Below are 16,599 nucleotides of genomic sequence, written 5' to 3'. Positions count from 1 at the left end.
ATATACTGTATATATCGTATATATACAGTATAACTTTCGAAAGGATCATCCATGGATATTATCATCAGCAACAGCAGTGGGAAGCCCATCTATGAGCAGATCACCACGCAGATAAAAAATAAGATCATTACAGGCGAGCTAAGACCCGGCGACGCGCTGCCCTCCATGCGCGTTCTGGCAAAGGAGCTGCGCATCAGCGTCATCACCACCAAGCGGGCCTACGCTGATCTGGAACAGGACGGCTTTATCGAGACCGCTCCGGGCAAAGGCAGCTTTGTCGCCCAGAAGAATACCGAGTTCATCCGTGAAGAAAACTACCGGCAGATACAGGATCTGCTGGAACAGGCCATTGACCTCTCAAAGAGTTGCGGCCTCACCCTTTCTGAGCTCACCGAACTCATCACATTACTCTATAAAGGAGACAGCTAATGGACACTCAAAACGCCATTGAAATTAAAAACCTCAGCAAACATTACCCTGGCTTTTCCCTGAAGGACGTCAGCTTCAGCCTGCCCTCCGGCAGTATCATGGGCTTTATCGGAGAAAACGGCGCGGGTAAAACCACCACCATCAAGGCACTGCTGGGCCTGATCCGCCCCGACAGCGGCACCATGCAGATTCTGGGGCTAGACACCGCACAGAATGAAAAAGACATCAAAAAAGAACTGGGTGTTGTTTTTGCCGACCAGAACTTTCCCGATGACCTCCGCCCCCCTGAAATCACAAGGATTATGGGAAACATCTATAAAACCTGGGATAAGGCCCTGTTCGAGGATTACCTCTCACGCTTCAGGCTTCCCGCAGACAAACGGCTCAAGGACCTCTCCAAAGGGATGAAGGTGAAGCTTTCCATCGCTGCCGCCCTGTCCCACAGGCCCAGACTCCTGATTCTGGACGAGGCCACCAGCGGGCTAGACCCGGTCGTGCGCAACGAAATACTGGACATCTTCCAGGAATTCATCGAGGATGAGGATCACTCCATCCTGATGTCCTCTCACATTACCAGCGATCTGGAGCGCGTGGCCGACTACATCACCTTTATCCACAACGGCCAGATTCTGTTCAGCGAGCCCAAGGACGCGCTCATCGAAAGCCACGGTATTGTCAAGTGCAGCCCGAATCAGTTTGAGACCCTCACCCTCACAGACGTGGTGGGTATCCAGCGCTCCAGCTTTGACGTCCAGGCCCTGGTCAAAAATCCAGCGGCCGTGAGAAACCGCTACCGGGACATGATCATTGATCCCCCCAGCCTGGAGGAGATCATGCTGTTCTACACCAAAGGAGACCAAAAATGAAAGGCTTAGTCATCAAGGAATTTCTGGCCATGCGCCGGTATTTAAAAATTATTGGTGTTTTACTTGCACTGTACATTGTCATGGCTTTACTGACACACTCTGTAGCATTCTTCTCAGCAGTCAACGCGCTTCTCGTTGTATTCTGTGCTTTCAACAGCTTCAGCTATGACCGCTATAACCATTGGGATGAATTCGCTGTTACCCTGCCTGTATCCCGTCTGGAGATGGTGAAAAGCAAGTATGCCTTTTTGCTTTTATTATCTCTGGCATTCACACTCATCATTGTGCTGGTCAACCTGATCATCAACGCTTCTGCCAATGCCGGGTTGAGCGCGGTCATTAAAAACGCCCTTGCTTCGGTCAGCTTTGCGCTCGCATATCTTTCGATCACGACCCCGCTTATCTATCAATTTGGTTTGGAAAAAGCGCGCTATATAATGATTGTCTGCGCGTTTGTTCCTTTTCTGCTCAGCTATATTTTTTCACTGCTGGCTGAAAAAGGCTGCATCGTTTTACCCGCCAAAGAAACCATTGCCGCGGTTTCCGTGTATACCTTACCGATCCTGACCGCTCTGTTTTTTATCGGCTCTTATATGATATCCAAGCTGATCTTTCTGAAAAAAGATTTATAAGGAGACCAAAAATGAAAGGCTTAATCATCAAAGAATTTCTCGGCCTGCGCCGGTATTTCAGAATACTGGCTGTGCTCATGGTGCTGTACATTTTTATGGCCTTTGGCATGACCTCGGTCAGTATTTTTGCTTCGGTCAATGCGATTCTGATCATGATCTGCTCTCTCAGCAGCTTCAGCTATGACAGCTACAACCACTGGAACGAATTCGCCCTGTCCCTGCCCCTGAGCCGGGCCGACCTCGTGAAAAGCAAGTACCTTTTCATTCTTCTGCTGTGCGCCTTCGGCACGGTTATCACACTGGCCCTCAGCCTTATTGTGGGCCTGATCATCCACCTGCCCATGCAGGAGATTCTCATCAGCACGCTTGTCTCTTTGCTGGTCGCCTTATTTCTGGGCGGGCTGATCACACCCTTTATCTATAAATTCGGAACCGAAAAGGCCCGTTTTATCATGATGATTACTGTTCTCATCCCCACTGTAGGTCTGACGTTTTTAAGCAGCTATCTGCCTGCGCTAAAACTGCCCTCAGCCCAGACCCTCACCCTGCTGGCCTGGTGCTCCCCGTTATTTGTGCTGGCGTTTGTGTTTCTGTCCTATTTGATTTCAAGGCATATCTTTTTGAACAAAGATCTGTAATTAAAACAGCGGTCTGTGGCCTTTTACAGCTTGTTGTTTGATGCGCTGATTCTTAAATAAACATTTGCTCATTATTTGCCGGTAGGTTATAATAAGGTACAAACAGGATGTCCAAACATCCTACTAAATGACCTTAGGAGATTTGAAATTATGCCAAGCGACAGAAAAAAACCGGCAAATGCCCTTTCACCCATTGATAACTCCTCCATTGTTGACAAGATTATCGACCGGATTGTCAAAGCCATTTCTACCGGACAATTTAAGGTAGGGGAAAAACTCCCCAGCGAATTTGAGCTCATGGAAGAGCTGAACGTAGGACGAAACTCCCTGCGTGAGGCCATGAAAATTTTATCCGCACTGGGCGTGGTCGACATCCGGCGCGGTGACGGCACCTATGTGTGCGATCACATTGCCCCCACCGTCTTCAACCCCATTATCTACAGTATCATCTTTCAGGCCGAAAGTGACCCGGACATGGTGGAATTCAGGGAGTGTATGGAGGAGATGGTCCTGCGTACAGCCATGAAAAAGGCCACCGACGGCGACATCGTCCACCTGAGCCAGATCATCAAGGATATCCGCAGGTCCTATGAGAGCGGCGACAAGGAAAAAGCCGCCTATCTGGATTACTCTTTTCACGTTGCCATTGCCGATATCTGCGGCAACCCCTATATTTCCAAGCTGGTCAACGGCATCTATGAGATCTTTTCCCTGTCCATTGAGGATACCATCAATACCCAGGAGCTTTTTGACAAGGCTGAGGGCTACCATAAGGAAATCCTCCGCTGCATTCAGGAAAAGGACGTGAAAAGCATCGACGCCGCAGTGGAAAAGAGCATGACTTTCTGGCACGACAAAGACAATTGAGAATGTAAAATGGAGAATGGAGAATTATAGGAACAAATTTGCGGCGCAAATTTGGTTAAACGCAGCCAGGGGCCGCAGTCTCAATCGCTACAGCGCCAGCTAAAGCGTTCCTGAATTCTCCATTCTCCATTTTCAATTTAAAGTGTCACTAACTCAAAACGGTTTAACAACAATGTCCCCTCTGCTCCACCGTCTTAAAGAGGTCTCTAATCTAAGTCTGCAATCACACTGACCTGGCTGCTGTCTACGCCTACGATGCGCAGCGGAGCGGCAACAACAAAATTAATTTTTCCCTTTAATTCGGACAGGTTCATGTCTTCGATTGCAGTGATGAATTTTTCAGTGTTCAGGCCTAAGAGATTCTGGTGAGCCGGTGCTGCCAGATCATTGCAGGGCGAGCCGATTGCCAGGAAGTCAAAGCCTACGCATTTCAGGTTCTTGTAAGTATTGACCATATACAGGCAGGTTTCCGGTGTCAGGAATGGGCCTTCCATCTGATATTTCTTAGGATCCGTTTTTCTTACTTCGCCAAAGCCGGTGCGGATCAGCAGCAGATCTGCCTGCTGAATTTCGTCTTCATGCTTCTTTAAATCCTCGATGGTTACGCCTTCGCAGGCATTTTTCGGAATATCCAAAAGCAGTACTTTTTTGAACACGAAGTAGTCAATGGGCAGCTCATTGATTCTCAGTCCGTCTGGATTGAAATGCTTCGGTGCATCATAGTGGGTGCCGCAGTGGTTTGGCAGCTCGGACATAAAGCTGTTGAACGGGGTTTCATCACCGATTTCAGTACACTGTCTTACTTTGATGACCGGTTCGCCTGGCCATGCTAAATCGTTCGGGTCCAATGGATAGGATAAGAAAATGTTCATAAAGTTCACCTCATATAAATTTTTTATTTTATTAAGCGGAACCACTTTCCGCCAATAATCTTATGACTGCGATTTCAGTAAAACGCTTATTTGTGGGCGCCTGCCCGGTATTTTTACCAGACAGGCCGCCCGAATCATTCACCCATCAGGGTCTCAACAGCTTCTCTCAGTGTGGTATTGGTGCCTACATTGCCCGGGAAGATCACGTAGGGCAGTCCTGGGAATTTGCTTTCCTCCCCGGTCATCCATACAGGGATCCCCGGTTTAATCTGGCCCATGACATTGGCCTTCTGCACCCGCAGTGCCTTCGTGCCAATGTCACTGGAGGTAATCCCGCCCTTGGCCACAATAAAGTTTGGGCGCACAGACAGGTTGGTGATGATGCTGGTGACCGCGTCAGATATTTTGACAGACACCTTAAGCTGTTCATCCTTATCGTCAGTATCCAGGTCAAAGCGATCCCGGCGGGTATAGACAGCGACGGTTTTACCAGCCTTAATATCTGCGTCCACAATGGACACGACCCGTTCTACTTCCTGTTCCAGTCCGTTTTCTTCCAGTACACGGTGCTGGTTGAACTCGATAAACTCAATAGGTTTGTCCGAGTTTTTCAGCTCCTCAAGCTGTGCGGTCGTCTTGTTGACGTGGGAACCGACAACAATGATGCCACCATTCCTGTTTTCTGTTAAAATCAGCTCGTCATGGCTGAGAATCGGCTTATCCGTCACGCCGCCGAGTACCTTTGTGATGGCTGCGGCTGAGCGGAATATAAAGTTTTTACCCTGATTCATGGCTTTTACCAATGCGATGGCAAAAACCTTGACATCTGCATAGTCGATGGAATTGACCACAATTTTATTGAAATCCTTCACCTGCATGAGCTGATCTGCAATCTTGTCGATTTCCAGATTTCTCAGATCCTCCAGTGAAATGAAGGTTACATCCCCGGCCTTGTACTTACCGCCGGACTTTTCTTCGCACCACTCACCCAGATCGGACGCCTTGTACCCAAAGGATTTGTCCTTTGCAAACTCGGTTTCGCCCGCCGGTACCAGCACATCGCCCTCCTGTACATAATGAACGTTGCCGATGGTGAAGCGGCCGCCCTCTTTAAAGAAGGGATAGATAATTTCGCCGTCAATTTTCTGGTCTGAGCCGGACTCAATGACGTCCTTTAAAATCTCTGGCTCCAGCGGATAGTGACCACGGAGGGTCGAATCGCTCCGGCTGATCACGACAAATTTCTTGCCGGTTTCCTTTGCCACCTGTAAAATGTTCTCAGCCATTTCCCGGTGAGCCTTTGTGGTCTCGGGAGCCGTCAGCCCTCTGGAGTTGGTCAGGATAAAGAACATACTGTTTTCCTCGTCAAAGCCCTTGCGCATGCTGTCGACCGACCAGTCGGTATAGACGGAAATATCGTGGACGGTCTGTACCCCGGTAGGGTCGTCGTCCAGAACCACAATTTTGCGGTCAAAGCCCTTCAAGGCTTCATTGAGCTGTGCGTTAACGGCTTTCTCGTCAATGGGCTTAAAGGTTGTTAAAATGGATGCCTCTAATCTTTCTGCCATATCACTCACCTACTGTTCCTTCCGTTTTACTTCGACACCGGCCAGCTTTTCAAAATACTGTACAATGCCGCCGTGGTCATCTTCCAGATGGCCGTCTACCTTCAGGGCCTGCATGATTTCCAGCAGCTGGCTGCTCATGGGCAGCGGAACGTCAATGTCGTGAGCGGTTGCCATGACGTTTTTAATATCTTTCAGGTTAATGGAAATTTTACCGCCGGGTACAAAATTGCGGTCGATCATCAGCGGCGCCTTGGCGTCGAGGACGGTGCTTCCCGCAAGGCCGCCCCGGATCGCCTTGTAAACCAGCTCCGGATCAGCCCCGGCCTTTGTGGCCAGTACCAGTGCCTCCGATACAGCTGCGATGTTCAGGTTAACGATGACCTGATTGGCCAGCTTTGTAACAGAACCGCTGCCGGTTCCGCCGACCAGCAGTGCCGATGCGCCCATGATGTCAAAATAAGGGACCATCCTGTCAAAGGCTTCCTGTTTGCCGCCGACCATAAAAGCCAGCGTCCCGTCGATCGCCTTGGGTTCTCCGCCGCTTACCGGAGCATCCAGGAAATCAACCCCCAGAGACGCCAGTTTTTCGGCGCAAACCTTGGATTCTGTAGGTGTCACAGAGCTCATATCCACAACAACACTGCCTTCTTTGACGCCTTCTGCCACGCCGTCAGCCCCAAATAATACCGACTGGACAATGGCGCCATTGGGAAGAATGGTGAAGATAACCGGGCATTTTTCGCCAATCTCTTTCAGTGTTGCCGCCTGAGCGCCCATATCTGTCAGTTCCTTTACTGCGTCCCCGTTCAAATCGTTTACCAGCAGGCTGCACCCTCCTTTAACCAGGTTCTTAGCCATTGGTTTTCCCATAATACCTAGTCCGATAAAACCAACCATACGATCCATTTCAGTACCTCTTTTCTGTTTTCTTAGTAGGTCATCCTACCTTTATAACTAAAATTTTTAATAGAACGCCATTTGTTAAATGTGTAACGAAGAACGTCCTATGTATTGCTTTTCATAACTAAATAATAAAGCCCTCTTCCCATTTTGTCAAGTCTTTTTTATAAATCTTAATAAAAAAAGAAAGATGCACTTAATCACCTTTCTTTCATTACTGGAAACCGGTCAGTTCCCATAAACCTCTTCTTTTGTATAATAACCCTTGTCAATGAGGATTTTATCAATATTCTGTTTCGTGACCACCTGGCCGTTTATCAGGTAGGAGGCAACTGTGCTCTCACCCTGGTTGTCGAAGTCTGCGTTGACGTCAACTTTCTGGTTTCTGCCCATTTTATCCGCTTCCTCCACAGCTTTTCGGGCCAGATCCTTCAGGTCCATATAAATTGTCATATCCTGCTTACCATCGACAATACGTTTGACTGCGTCTAACTCCGCGTCCATACCGGTAATCACAACGGGTGTGGTGATTCCCAACTCTGTGAGGGCATCAGCGCAGGCTCCTGCCAGCTTGTCATTGGGCGCAAGGATAGCATTGACGCGGTTCCCATTTTGGGCCACAGCGTTCTTGACCATTTCCTTTGCCGTATCGGCAGACCAGCCGGGAACAGCCTCATCCATAATAATATTGATGCTTCCTCTGATCGAGTCGATATAGCGCATGGCACCCTCGTAAAGAAGCGTGGCATTATAATCGCCGGAATCACCCCTCAGGATAATATAATCCCCTTCATAGACTTTTTCGCTGAGGTACTGCCCCATGCTCTGCCCAATGCGTCCGCTGTCATAGCCGACAAACAGATCCACATTGTCTCCAAGCACCACTCGGGCATAGTTGACGACCTTAACGTTTTTCTTTTTAGCATAGGCTAAAATCTCCTCGGTATTATTGACATCCCGCGGGGTCAGAATCAATACGTCAATCCCGCTGTCAATCATCTCAAAACAGTCCTCCTGCTGGGTTTTAGGCGTATCGGTGGTGTTCAGCCGCACCTCTATCTCATCACCCAGCTCCTTTGCGCGCTCCTCCATATACCCCTGCTCCAGAGGCCAGCGTGAGGCGCTTCCAACACCAAAGGACACGCCTATTTTCACCGCATCCTCCTTTGTACTGCAGCCGCTTAATAATGTTGCCACAAGCAACAGGCTGCCCAGACAGCACAGAAATTTTTTCATCCTGTTTTCCTATAATATCCCTTCTTTATATATTTTCCCAAAAGATTCTTCATCCATTGGTTTGGCAAAATAATACCCCTGCGCAATGTAGCAGCCAAATTCCTTCATCAGGTTAACATTTTCAATGGTTTCCACGCCCTCGACCACCACCCGGATGTCCAGGCGTTTTGCCATATGGGCAATGGCGGAGAGAATGACACGCTGCTTTTTACTGTCTGAGGTTTCCTCCAGGAAAGCGCGGTCAATTTTCAGAACATCAATGGGGATATCCTTCAACATATTTAACGAAGAATAGCCAGAGCCAAAATCATCCATGGATATCTGAAGGCCGTATTGGTGAAGCTGGTTTGTAAATTCGGATATAATCTCATGATTATCAAAAATCGCACTTTCTGTCAGCTCGATTTCAATCAGCTCTGGCGGAATATTGTATTGGTGAATCCGTCTTGTAATCTTGTCAAAGAAGCCATCATCCAGCAGATGCAGCCTCGAAAAGTTAATGGAGATGGGCACGCACGGCACCTTCTCATCCAGATTCATCCTCAAAAACGCCAGTGTTTTCTCGAAAATAATCATGTCCAGCTCGGTGATGAGGCCAGTCTTCTCACACAGCGGGATGAACTCAGCCGGTGAGCGGAGCCTACCCTCCCTGGTGATCCAACGCGCCAGCACCTCTGCTCCGACGATTTCTCTAGTGTTGATATTGACCTTTGGCTGGAAGAAAGGCACAATCTCATCGTTGGTCAGGGCCTGTTCCACCGAGCGTTTAAGCTGCTCGCTCTCAATCATCTGCTCGTCGAACTGGACGGAGTAAAAAGCGATTTCCTTGCGCATCATCCCTTTATTGACCTGTGCGGCTGCGCTGGCCTTGTCGACCATCAGACTGATGCTCTCATCCGGGTCTGCGATCTCGTAAACTCCAGCCGTATAGTACAGCATAACCCCCTGATCATTTTCCATAGACGCCTTCAGCATCCCATTCAGGCGTTCAGGCGCGGCCTCTTGCAGCAGTACGATAAAATGGTCACCGGATATTCGGGCGAGACTCTCTCCGGGCTTCATCTGCTCAGCCATCTTATCGTAGATATGGCGGAGAATTTTATCGCCCACATCAAATCCATAGTAATTGTTGACATACTTAAAATTATCGACGTCAAAGGTCATCAAATAGCCCGGATGCTCCGGATTGGCTGCAAGCGCAGCCTGAAGATCGACCGTAAATTTATTAAAGGTGTTCCCACCGGTCACTGTATCCACAAAGGCGATTCTCCGCAGATTGGCCTGCTGTCTGTTCTTATAGGCCAGAAAAACAAACATGATGACCCCCAGTACACCAACGACCACACAGAGGATCACATAAAACATTTTGACCACCATGTTGGCGTTTGGTGATACTGCGCTGGTCGGTATGCTCGAAATCAGGTACCAGTCATGGATCTCCTCCACTGGCGTATAGGCTGAGAAAATCCTTTCGCCATCCTCAGTCGTCTCCATAAAGCCTGCCTGTTCATTCTTGATCCCCTGCTCCAGCTTCCGGGAGGCCTCCTGGTTACCCTTCTGATAAAGGCTTCGGAAGTAGTTGTCAGATTCCTTGTTGTATTCTTCCTGCTCTGAACCAATTAAAATATATCCCTGACTGTTGATAATATACATTGAGCCCTGATCTGAAAACAGAGAAAGTGAGCACAGATTATACATTTCCTCTGGAGTATACTGCTTCTGAATCGTTCCGATAATCTGATTTTTAAAGTACATGGGAACACTAATCGCAAACATCTCTTCACCTGTGATACGGGAGATTGTTTTATCGGATATATTCTGAACCCCCTCCAGAGCCAGCCGGAAGTATTTCCGTCCCGCTACGCTGACACTACTGCCATCCGTAAAATAAGCGTTTCCCGCGCCATCCGCGATAAAAAGATCCGGGTCTGGGTTCTCCCTAATATAGCTTAAAAAAGCTGATTTGAGCGCATTTCCATCCGCAGAGCCTTCCTGACTCAGCCGGTCGGTTAGCTGTTTAGATACATTGTCCAGATTGTTGACCTCAACCTTCAGCTTGCTGGTAACCACATCCTTATTTTGAGTCACCACCTCAGTCAGGTTGATCCGCACATCTGAGTACAGCAGATTCTGCACATAGCGCATCAAAAAAAACACCGCGATAAACAGCAAAAGAATCAGCGCAATCAAGGCGACCCGCGATAACCTCTTACTCATATTGCTAATACCTCAACAGGCTTTTAAGGCCTCTTTCTTTTACACTCACGTTATAATCTTCCGATACAATTGCCGATTATACCTTAAAATGATGTCTTATTATAACACATCTTGTGAAAAGAATCACCTTTATTTAGAAACGTTTTCGGTAATTTCCGTATCTTTTTATTATACGTCCGAATATAAAAACAGCAGCCGGCCATTGGCGTGCTGCTGTTTTTGTTATTTACATCATGGTTAAAAAGCTCATCTGATTGGAGTCTGGCAGGCTGCTCAGACAGCCAAACTGCTCAAGCTTTTCGATATTGGATTTATTGACCTTGGCTCTGGTCTGCAGATCCTCCTTGGAGATGAAGGGCCGCTTCTGGGCTTCCTCATAAATCTGCATGGCCGCCTTATCACCCAGGCCGTCAATGGCGTTGAGCGGTGGCAGCAAATCATTGCCAATAATTTTAAACTCGCTGTAGTGGGACTCGTAGACATCCACATTTTTAAAGCCAAAGCCACGGCAGTACATTTCCAGCGCCAGCTCCAGCGAAGTCAGAAGCTGCTGATCCTTGTTGCTGGCCTTGTTCCCCTGAGAGCGGATTTCCGCCAGTGTTTTCTTGACAGTCTCCTTGCCGTTGGTCATCTTTTCCAAATTAAATTCCTTGGCGCGGATACTGTAATAGGTGGCGTAGTAAGCCAACGGGTAATAAACCTTGTAGTAGGCGATGCGGAAGGCCATCATAACATAGGCTGCCGCATGGGCCTTAGGGAACATGTACTTGATTTTTTTACAGGAATCAATGTACCAGGCCGGTACATTATTTTCCTTCATATACGCTTCCTCATCCTCTGTCAGGCCCTTCCCTTTACGGACATGCTCCATAATGCTGAAGGATTCCTTAGGCGCCAGTCCCATTGAGATCAGTCCGAGCATAATATCGTCACGGGTACAGATAACGTCCTTGATGGTCGCAGTTCCAGAACGCACAAGGTCCTGCGCATTGTTGGTCCAGACGTCTGTGCCGTGGGATAAGCCGGAAATACGGATCAGGTCTGAAAAGGCTGTGGGCTTGGTGTCCAGCACCATCTGACGGACAAAGTTGGTCCCAAACTCAGGGATACCGCAGGTACCGAGGGGGATGTCAAAATCATCATCCTTCAGGTCCAGGGCACTGGTGCCTGTGAACAGGCTGATGACCTTTTCGTCGTCCAGCGGAATCTCCTGGGGGTCAAGTCCTGTAATGTCCTTGAGCATACGGAGCATGGTCGGGTCATCATGACCCAGAATATCGAGCTTCAGGAGACGCCCGGAAATGGAATGGTAATCGAAATGGGTGGTCATGGTGCCGCAGTCCCGGTCATCGGCCGGGTACTGGATCGGCGTAAAATCATAGATATCCTTATCCTTTGGCACAACCATTACCCCGCCGGGGTGCTGGCCTGTGGTACGCTTAACGCCCGCACAGCCCTCAATCACACGTTCCATCTCTGCTCTGGGCGCGGTAACGCCATTTTCATCAAAGAAATTTTTCACATAGCCAAAGGCTGTCTTATCTGCCAGCGTCGCAATGGTTCCCGCGCGGTAGACCTTGCCCTCGCCAAAGAGCACCTCGGTGTAATGGTGGGCCTCCGGCTGGTTTTCGCCCGAAAAGTTAAGGTCAATATCCGGCTCCTTATCCCCCTCAAAGCCAAGGAAGGTCTCAAATGGAATATCAAAACCGTCCTTATTCATGGGATGGCCGCATTCCGGACAGTCAGCGTTGGGAAGGTCAGGCCCCACCCCCACCTTTGTGCTGTCAAAGAACTCATAATGCTTGCAGTTCGGGCAGACATAGTGGGGCGCCAGAGAGTTAACCTCTGTGATCCCGCAGAGCATGGCAACCAGTGACGAACCGACTGATCCTCTGGAGCCTACCAGGTAACCATCCTCCAGGGAATGGTGTACCAGCTTCTGGGCGATCAGGTACAGAACCGAATAGCCGTTGCCGATAATGGAGTCCAGCTCTCGCTTCACGCGCTGCTCAACAATGTCCGGCAGCGGGTCACCGTACATCTCATGGGCCTTTTTATAAACCATATCCCGAATCTCGTCATCCGATCCCTCAATGATGGGAGGAAAGGTGCCATCGGGTATGGGCTTCACATCGTCAAACAGTTCCGCCACCCTGCGCGGGTTGGTAACGACCAGCTCATAAGCGGTCTGCGGGTCCACATAGGTAAATTCGTCCAGCATTTCCTGGGTCGAGCGGTAGTAAAGCGGCGGCTGCTCATGAGAATCCTTGTAGCCCTGGCCAGCCTGCAGAATCTCTCTGAAATAGGCGTCACTGGGGTCCACAAAATGGACGTCCCCGGTGGCAACCACAAGCTTGCCCTTTTCCCGCCCAAGCTCGACAATCCGCCGGTTAACATCTGCCAGCTCTTCCATGGAGTGGACGGTCTCATTCCGAAGCAGGTATTCATTGTTTCCCAGAGGCTGTACCTCAAAGTAGTCATAAAAATCAGCGATTTCATCCAGTCGGTTTTTGGGCACATTTTTCAGCACTGCCTTGTACAGCTCTCCAGCCTCGCAGGCGCTGCCAATAATCAGATTTTCCCGGTGAGCCGCCAACAGGGATTTTGGTATCCTCGGGCGTCTGTAGAAATAATTGATATGTGCCTCAGAAACCAGCTTGTACAGATCCTTCAGCCCCGCCTGGTTTTTGGCGTAGATGATAATATGATAGGTATCGCCAGATTTTATGATCTGTTCCACATCCATCAGGCCATTAAGCCCAGCGACCTCTTCCACATCCCGTTTCTGAGCCAGCTCCATCAGCTTGACAAAAATTTTCGCCGAGCATACTGAGTCGTCCAGCGCCCGGTGATGGTGCCCCATGTCCACTTTAAAATAGCTCGCCAGCTTTTTGAGATTATGTTTGTTGATGGTTGGAATCAGTGTTCTGGACATTGCCAGCGTGTCAATATAGGTGATGTTGTTTTCCAGGTGGTGCGCATTCAGCGCAATCTCCATAAAACCCATATCAAATTTTGCGTTGTGTGCCACCAGGATCAGATCGCCGCAAAATTCGCAGAAGGCTTTAACCGCAGCTTCTTCCTCTTCGCCGTCCTCAACCATCTGATTGGTAATCCCGGTGAGATTGGTGATAAACGGTGGAATAGGCCGGTGTGGATTGACGATTTTGGAGAAGGTGTCCACAATATGCTTGTTTTTAATTTTGACAGCAGCAATCTCAATAATATTGTCCTTACCGGGAATCAGGCCAGTGGTCTCAAGGTCAAAGAATACAAATTCACCCTCAAAGCTTTCATTCTGTTCCCCTGTTACAATGTACTGGTCATCGTCCACCAGGTAGCCCTCCACGCCATACAGCACCTTGATACCATATTTTTTGCTCAGGGACATCATTTCAGGGTAAGCCTGGAGCACTCCGTGGTCGGTGATGCCGATGGCGTCGTGGCCAAAGTCATTGGCCTGCTTCATGATTTTAGCTACCTTGCTCACTGCATCCATGGAGCTGTACTGGCTGTGAAGGTGAAGCTCGACGCGCTTTTCTTCTGCGTTGTCACGGCGCACCGGCGCTGCGGCTACCTCCATATTTTTGGGCGTCAGCACCTTTTCGTGGGAGTACTCGTCATAATTGATATTCCCCTCAACCTTAAACCAGCGGTCCTTTTTCAGATTTTCCTTGATCATGCCCACATTCTTCTTCCGGGCGAAAATCTTACAGGAGACACTGCCATGTTCATCGGTAATGTTAAAGGTAAAGAGAGTTGTTTTATCCGTAATTTCTCTTGAGTCAATGCCAAAGACACGGCCGCTGACCACAATGTTGGTGCTTTCAAGCACCGCGCCGGTACTGAAGTCAATTTCTCCCATGGACTGGGCTGGACGCTTGATCTTGTCCCCCATGACAACTTCGCCAACGCCCAGCACACGGGCTTCCTCCTCTTTGCCATCCTTTCTCCCCGGCGAGCCGGTGCCAGCCTTAGCCGGCGGCGTATCCTTTATGACCTTTAACCGCTTGTTCAGCGCGTCCTCTTTCTTTTTAGCCAGAGCGTCGTAATCCACGTTTTCCATGAGCTTGTGGACTGATTTCTTAGCCCCAGCCTCATTATTCCCCTCAGCCTCTGGCGAAATAATGACACTCAGGCTCTTAGTGTAATCAAAAATATCCACGAGCTCCCGCTGGACCGAAATGCTGTCACACTCCGGGATTCGGGTTTTAAAAGTAAAAACCAGCTCCTGGCTCGCAGAATTCACCTCGACACGCTGGGGCTTTAGCTCATATTTCTTTATGAGTTCTTCTAAATCATTCTGTTTATGTATAATCGGATTCAAGGCGTCCACCTACATTCTTTCGATTTCTTCCATCAGGGCATCAATAATCTCATCCTCTGCCACTGTTTTAAAGATTTCCCCTTTTTTAAAAAGAACCCCTTTTCCTTTTCCACCGGCAATGCCGATGTCTGCTTCCTTCCCCTCACCCGGGCCATTGACCACGCAACCCATCACCGCGACCTTCAAGTCTTTTTTGACATGCACGAGCCGGCGGTTCATTTCCTCTGCGATGCCGATCAGGTCAATCTCTGTGCGTCCACAGGTCGGACACGACACGACCTCGACCATACCCTCTCCGCTCTGGTACAAACCGATAGATTTTAAAATATCTCTGGCCACGTAAATTTCATCCACTGGATTGCCTGTGATGGAGACCCGAATGGTATCCCCGATACCGCTCAACAGCATATAGCCGATACCGATGCCTGACTTAACGGCCGAAGTCCGCAGCACCCCAGCTTCTGTGATGCCCAAATGCACTGGATAATCATATTTCTGGGAAAACAGCGTGCAGGCGTCAATGGTAAAGCGCACATCCGATGCCTTCATGGATACCACAATGTTGTTAAAATTAAGCTCTTCGAGATAGGCAATATGTTTTTCAGCGCTCTCCACCATTGCTTCCGGTGTAGGGCGCCCGTATTTTTCAAGCAGTTCTTTTTCCAGAGAGCCTGCGTTTACCCCAATACGGATGGAAATATCCGCTTCTCTGGCCGCCTCCACCACCAGGCGTACCTTCTCCTTATCCCCAATATTTCCAGGGTTGATCCGGAGCTTGTCCACCCCGCCTTTAACAGCCTCCAGCGCCAGCTCGTAATTAAAATGGATATCCGCCACCAGTGGAATAGAGATCTGTTTTTTTATGTTCGCGATGGCTCTTGCTGCCTCCATATCGGGCACCGCCACCCGCACAATGTCGCAGCCGGCTGCCTCCAGATCCTTTATCTGTCGCACAGTTGCCTGGACGTCCCTTGTGTCTGTATTGGTCATGGACTGGATCAGAATTGGATTATCTCCCCCGATCTTCCGGTTTCCGATGGGTACCTCTCTGGTTTTATGACGTCGTATTTCCATATTTTTCACCTTACTCATTAATATTTTCAAAATTAAAAGCCCCAATTCACTGCTGCTTCATTGGGGCAAAACGTAATTATACTTCACTTCTAAACAGGCCTGAAATAGAAACTGAATCACGGCAAGGCCGCGGCTCTTCTTGCTCAACCCATTATCCGCATCACATCATTTACCGCTATGACCACCGCCAAAAGCATCAGGGCCATAAAGCCGATGTAATTGATCATGTTGGCCTTTTTAGGATCAAGGTCCCGTCCAACCAGCTTTTCAATAATGATGATCATGATCTGTCCACCATCAAGCGCCGGAAGCGGCAGTAAATTGATCACCCCTAAATTGACTGAAATTAAGGCCGTAAAGGACATCAGCGCAATGATTCCATACTGGAAAAAATCGTGAACCATGCTGACCATGCCGATTGGGCCAGCCACATCATTCATTCCTACCTGCCCGGTCACCAGCATGTAAAGGCTCTGGTAAATGGTAATCCCAAACTTTCCGGTTGTCGTAAGGCCAAGGCCCAGCGCCTGCAGAATGTTGGCTCCTTTAAACAGGTAGATCAATACCAGCAGCACAAAGGCGAACACAATGTTCATTGCCGCCCCGGCCACCAGAATGATAAAGCGCTGTCCCTTTGTTTTATTGGAAAAGCTTCTCGGATCATCCGGGTCCACCGGCTCACGCACTGCCGCTTCCTCGGCGGCCGTCTCTTCATCCTCTTCGCCGGTGTCTCCTTCTCCGCGCATTTTGCAAAAGCCGCCCAGGGGCAGCGCGCGAATCGAGAACTGGGTTTCTTTACCCTGTTTAGCGTAAATCAGAGGCCCCATCCCAATGGAAAACTCCTCAACGAAGACGCCAGTTTTTCTGGCTGCAATAAAATGGCCCCATTCATGAACAACTACCAGAACCGATAAAATAAGCAGTGTCAAGAGAACCATCAATACATTTGTTAATATACTCATCTTTTAATACC

At 49.0% G+C, this 16,599-nt stretch carries 13 protein-coding genes; 5 read left to right on the top strand and 8 right to left on the bottom strand.

From position 1 onward, the window contains the following. The first annotated feature begins 51 nt into the window (after positions 1-51). The 5 genes from FYJ53_RS07290 (at position 52) to FYJ53_RS07270 (ending at position 3,432) form a co-directional block, all read left to right on the top strand. Positions 52-429, top strand: a complete 378-nt coding sequence (locus FYJ53_RS07290; protein WP_013379891.1) for a GntR family transcriptional regulator — start codon at positions 52-54, stop codon at positions 427-429. Continuing rightward, on the top strand, positions 429-1,295 hold the full coding sequence (locus tag FYJ53_RS07285; RefSeq protein ID WP_013379890.1) for an ABC transporter ATP-binding protein: 867 nt from the start codon (positions 429-431) through the stop codon (positions 1,293-1,295). The genes FYJ53_RS07290 and FYJ53_RS07285 overlap by 1 nt, the downstream gene beginning before the upstream one ends. After that, complete coding sequence (locus FYJ53_RS07280; RefSeq protein WP_013379889.1) at positions 1,292-1,927, top strand: ABC-2 transporter permease; 636 nt, start codon at positions 1,292-1,294, stop codon at positions 1,925-1,927. The genes FYJ53_RS07285 and FYJ53_RS07280 overlap by 4 nt, the downstream gene beginning before the upstream one ends. 11 nt (positions 1,928-1,938) lie before the next feature. Beyond that, the gene (locus FYJ53_RS07275; RefSeq protein ID WP_013379888.1) at positions 1,939-2,565 is read left to right on the top strand and encodes an ABC-2 transporter permease; all 627 of its coding nucleotides are present in this window, start codon (positions 1,939-1,941) and stop codon (positions 2,563-2,565) included. 150 nt (positions 2,566-2,715) lie between these two features. Further along, positions 2,716-3,432: a FadR/GntR family transcriptional regulator gene (locus FYJ53_RS07270; protein ID WP_013379887.1), complete on the top strand. Its 717-nt coding sequence runs from the start codon at positions 2,716-2,718 to the stop codon at positions 3,430-3,432. 206 nt (positions 3,433-3,638) lie between these two features. Here FYJ53_RS07270 and FYJ53_RS07265 read toward each other — a convergent pair whose 3' ends face one another. From FYJ53_RS07265 to FYJ53_RS07230, 8 genes are all read right to left on the bottom strand, one after another. After that, positions 3,639-4,304, bottom strand: coding sequence for a cyclase family protein (locus FYJ53_RS07265; RefSeq protein WP_041689845.1), 666 nt, complete (start codon positions 4,302-4,304; stop codon positions 3,639-3,641). Between the two features lie 134 nt (positions 4,305-4,438). Continuing rightward, positions 4,439-5,872 (bottom strand): four-carbon acid sugar kinase family protein, encoded by a 1,434-nt coding sequence (locus FYJ53_RS07260; RefSeq protein WP_041689844.1) that lies wholly within the window; start codon positions 5,870-5,872, stop codon positions 4,439-4,441. Between the two features lie 9 nt (positions 5,873-5,881). Beyond that, on the bottom strand, positions 5,882-6,778 hold the full coding sequence (gene garR, locus FYJ53_RS07255) for a 2-hydroxy-3-oxopropionate reductase (protein WP_013379884.1): 897 nt from the start codon (positions 6,776-6,778) through the stop codon (positions 5,882-5,884). A gap of 222 nt (positions 6,779-7,000) precedes the next feature. Then, the gene (locus tag FYJ53_RS07250) at positions 7,001-8,008 is read right to left on the bottom strand and encodes a substrate-binding domain-containing protein (protein WP_013379882.1); all 1,008 of its coding nucleotides are present in this window, start codon (positions 8,006-8,008) and stop codon (positions 7,001-7,003) included. A 9-nt stretch (positions 8,009-8,017) separates the two neighbouring features. Continuing rightward, on the bottom strand, positions 8,018-10,225 hold the full coding sequence (locus FYJ53_RS07245; protein WP_013379881.1) for an EAL domain-containing protein: 2,208 nt from the start codon (positions 10,223-10,225) through the stop codon (positions 8,018-8,020). A 226-nt stretch (positions 10,226-10,451) separates the two neighbouring features. Further along, positions 10,452-14,561: a PolC-type DNA polymerase III gene (locus FYJ53_RS07240; RefSeq protein ID WP_013379880.1), complete on the bottom strand. Its 4,110-nt coding sequence runs from the start codon at positions 14,559-14,561 to the stop codon at positions 10,452-10,454. Further along, a complete protein-coding gene (gene ispG / locus FYJ53_RS07235) occupies positions 14,562-15,626 on the bottom strand; it encodes a flavodoxin-dependent (E)-4-hydroxy-3-methylbut-2-enyl-diphosphate synthase (protein ID WP_041689843.1) in 1,065 nt (354 codons plus the stop codon). Between the two features lie 143 nt (positions 15,627-15,769). Beyond that, complete coding sequence (locus tag FYJ53_RS07230) at positions 15,770-16,588, bottom strand: RIP metalloprotease (RefSeq protein ID WP_013379878.1); 819 nt, start codon at positions 16,586-16,588, stop codon at positions 15,770-15,772. Between the last annotated feature and the right edge of the window lie 11 nt (positions 16,589-16,599).

The organism is Eubacterium sp. BL-380-WT-2B (genome assembly GCF_009696115.1).
GTDB classification, from domain to species: Bacteria; Bacillota; Clostridia; order Eubacteriales; family Eubacteriaceae; genus Eubacterium; species Eubacterium callanderi.
Note: the sequence above shows the minus strand (reverse complement) of the source record. Positions and strands in the feature narration are given on the sequence as shown.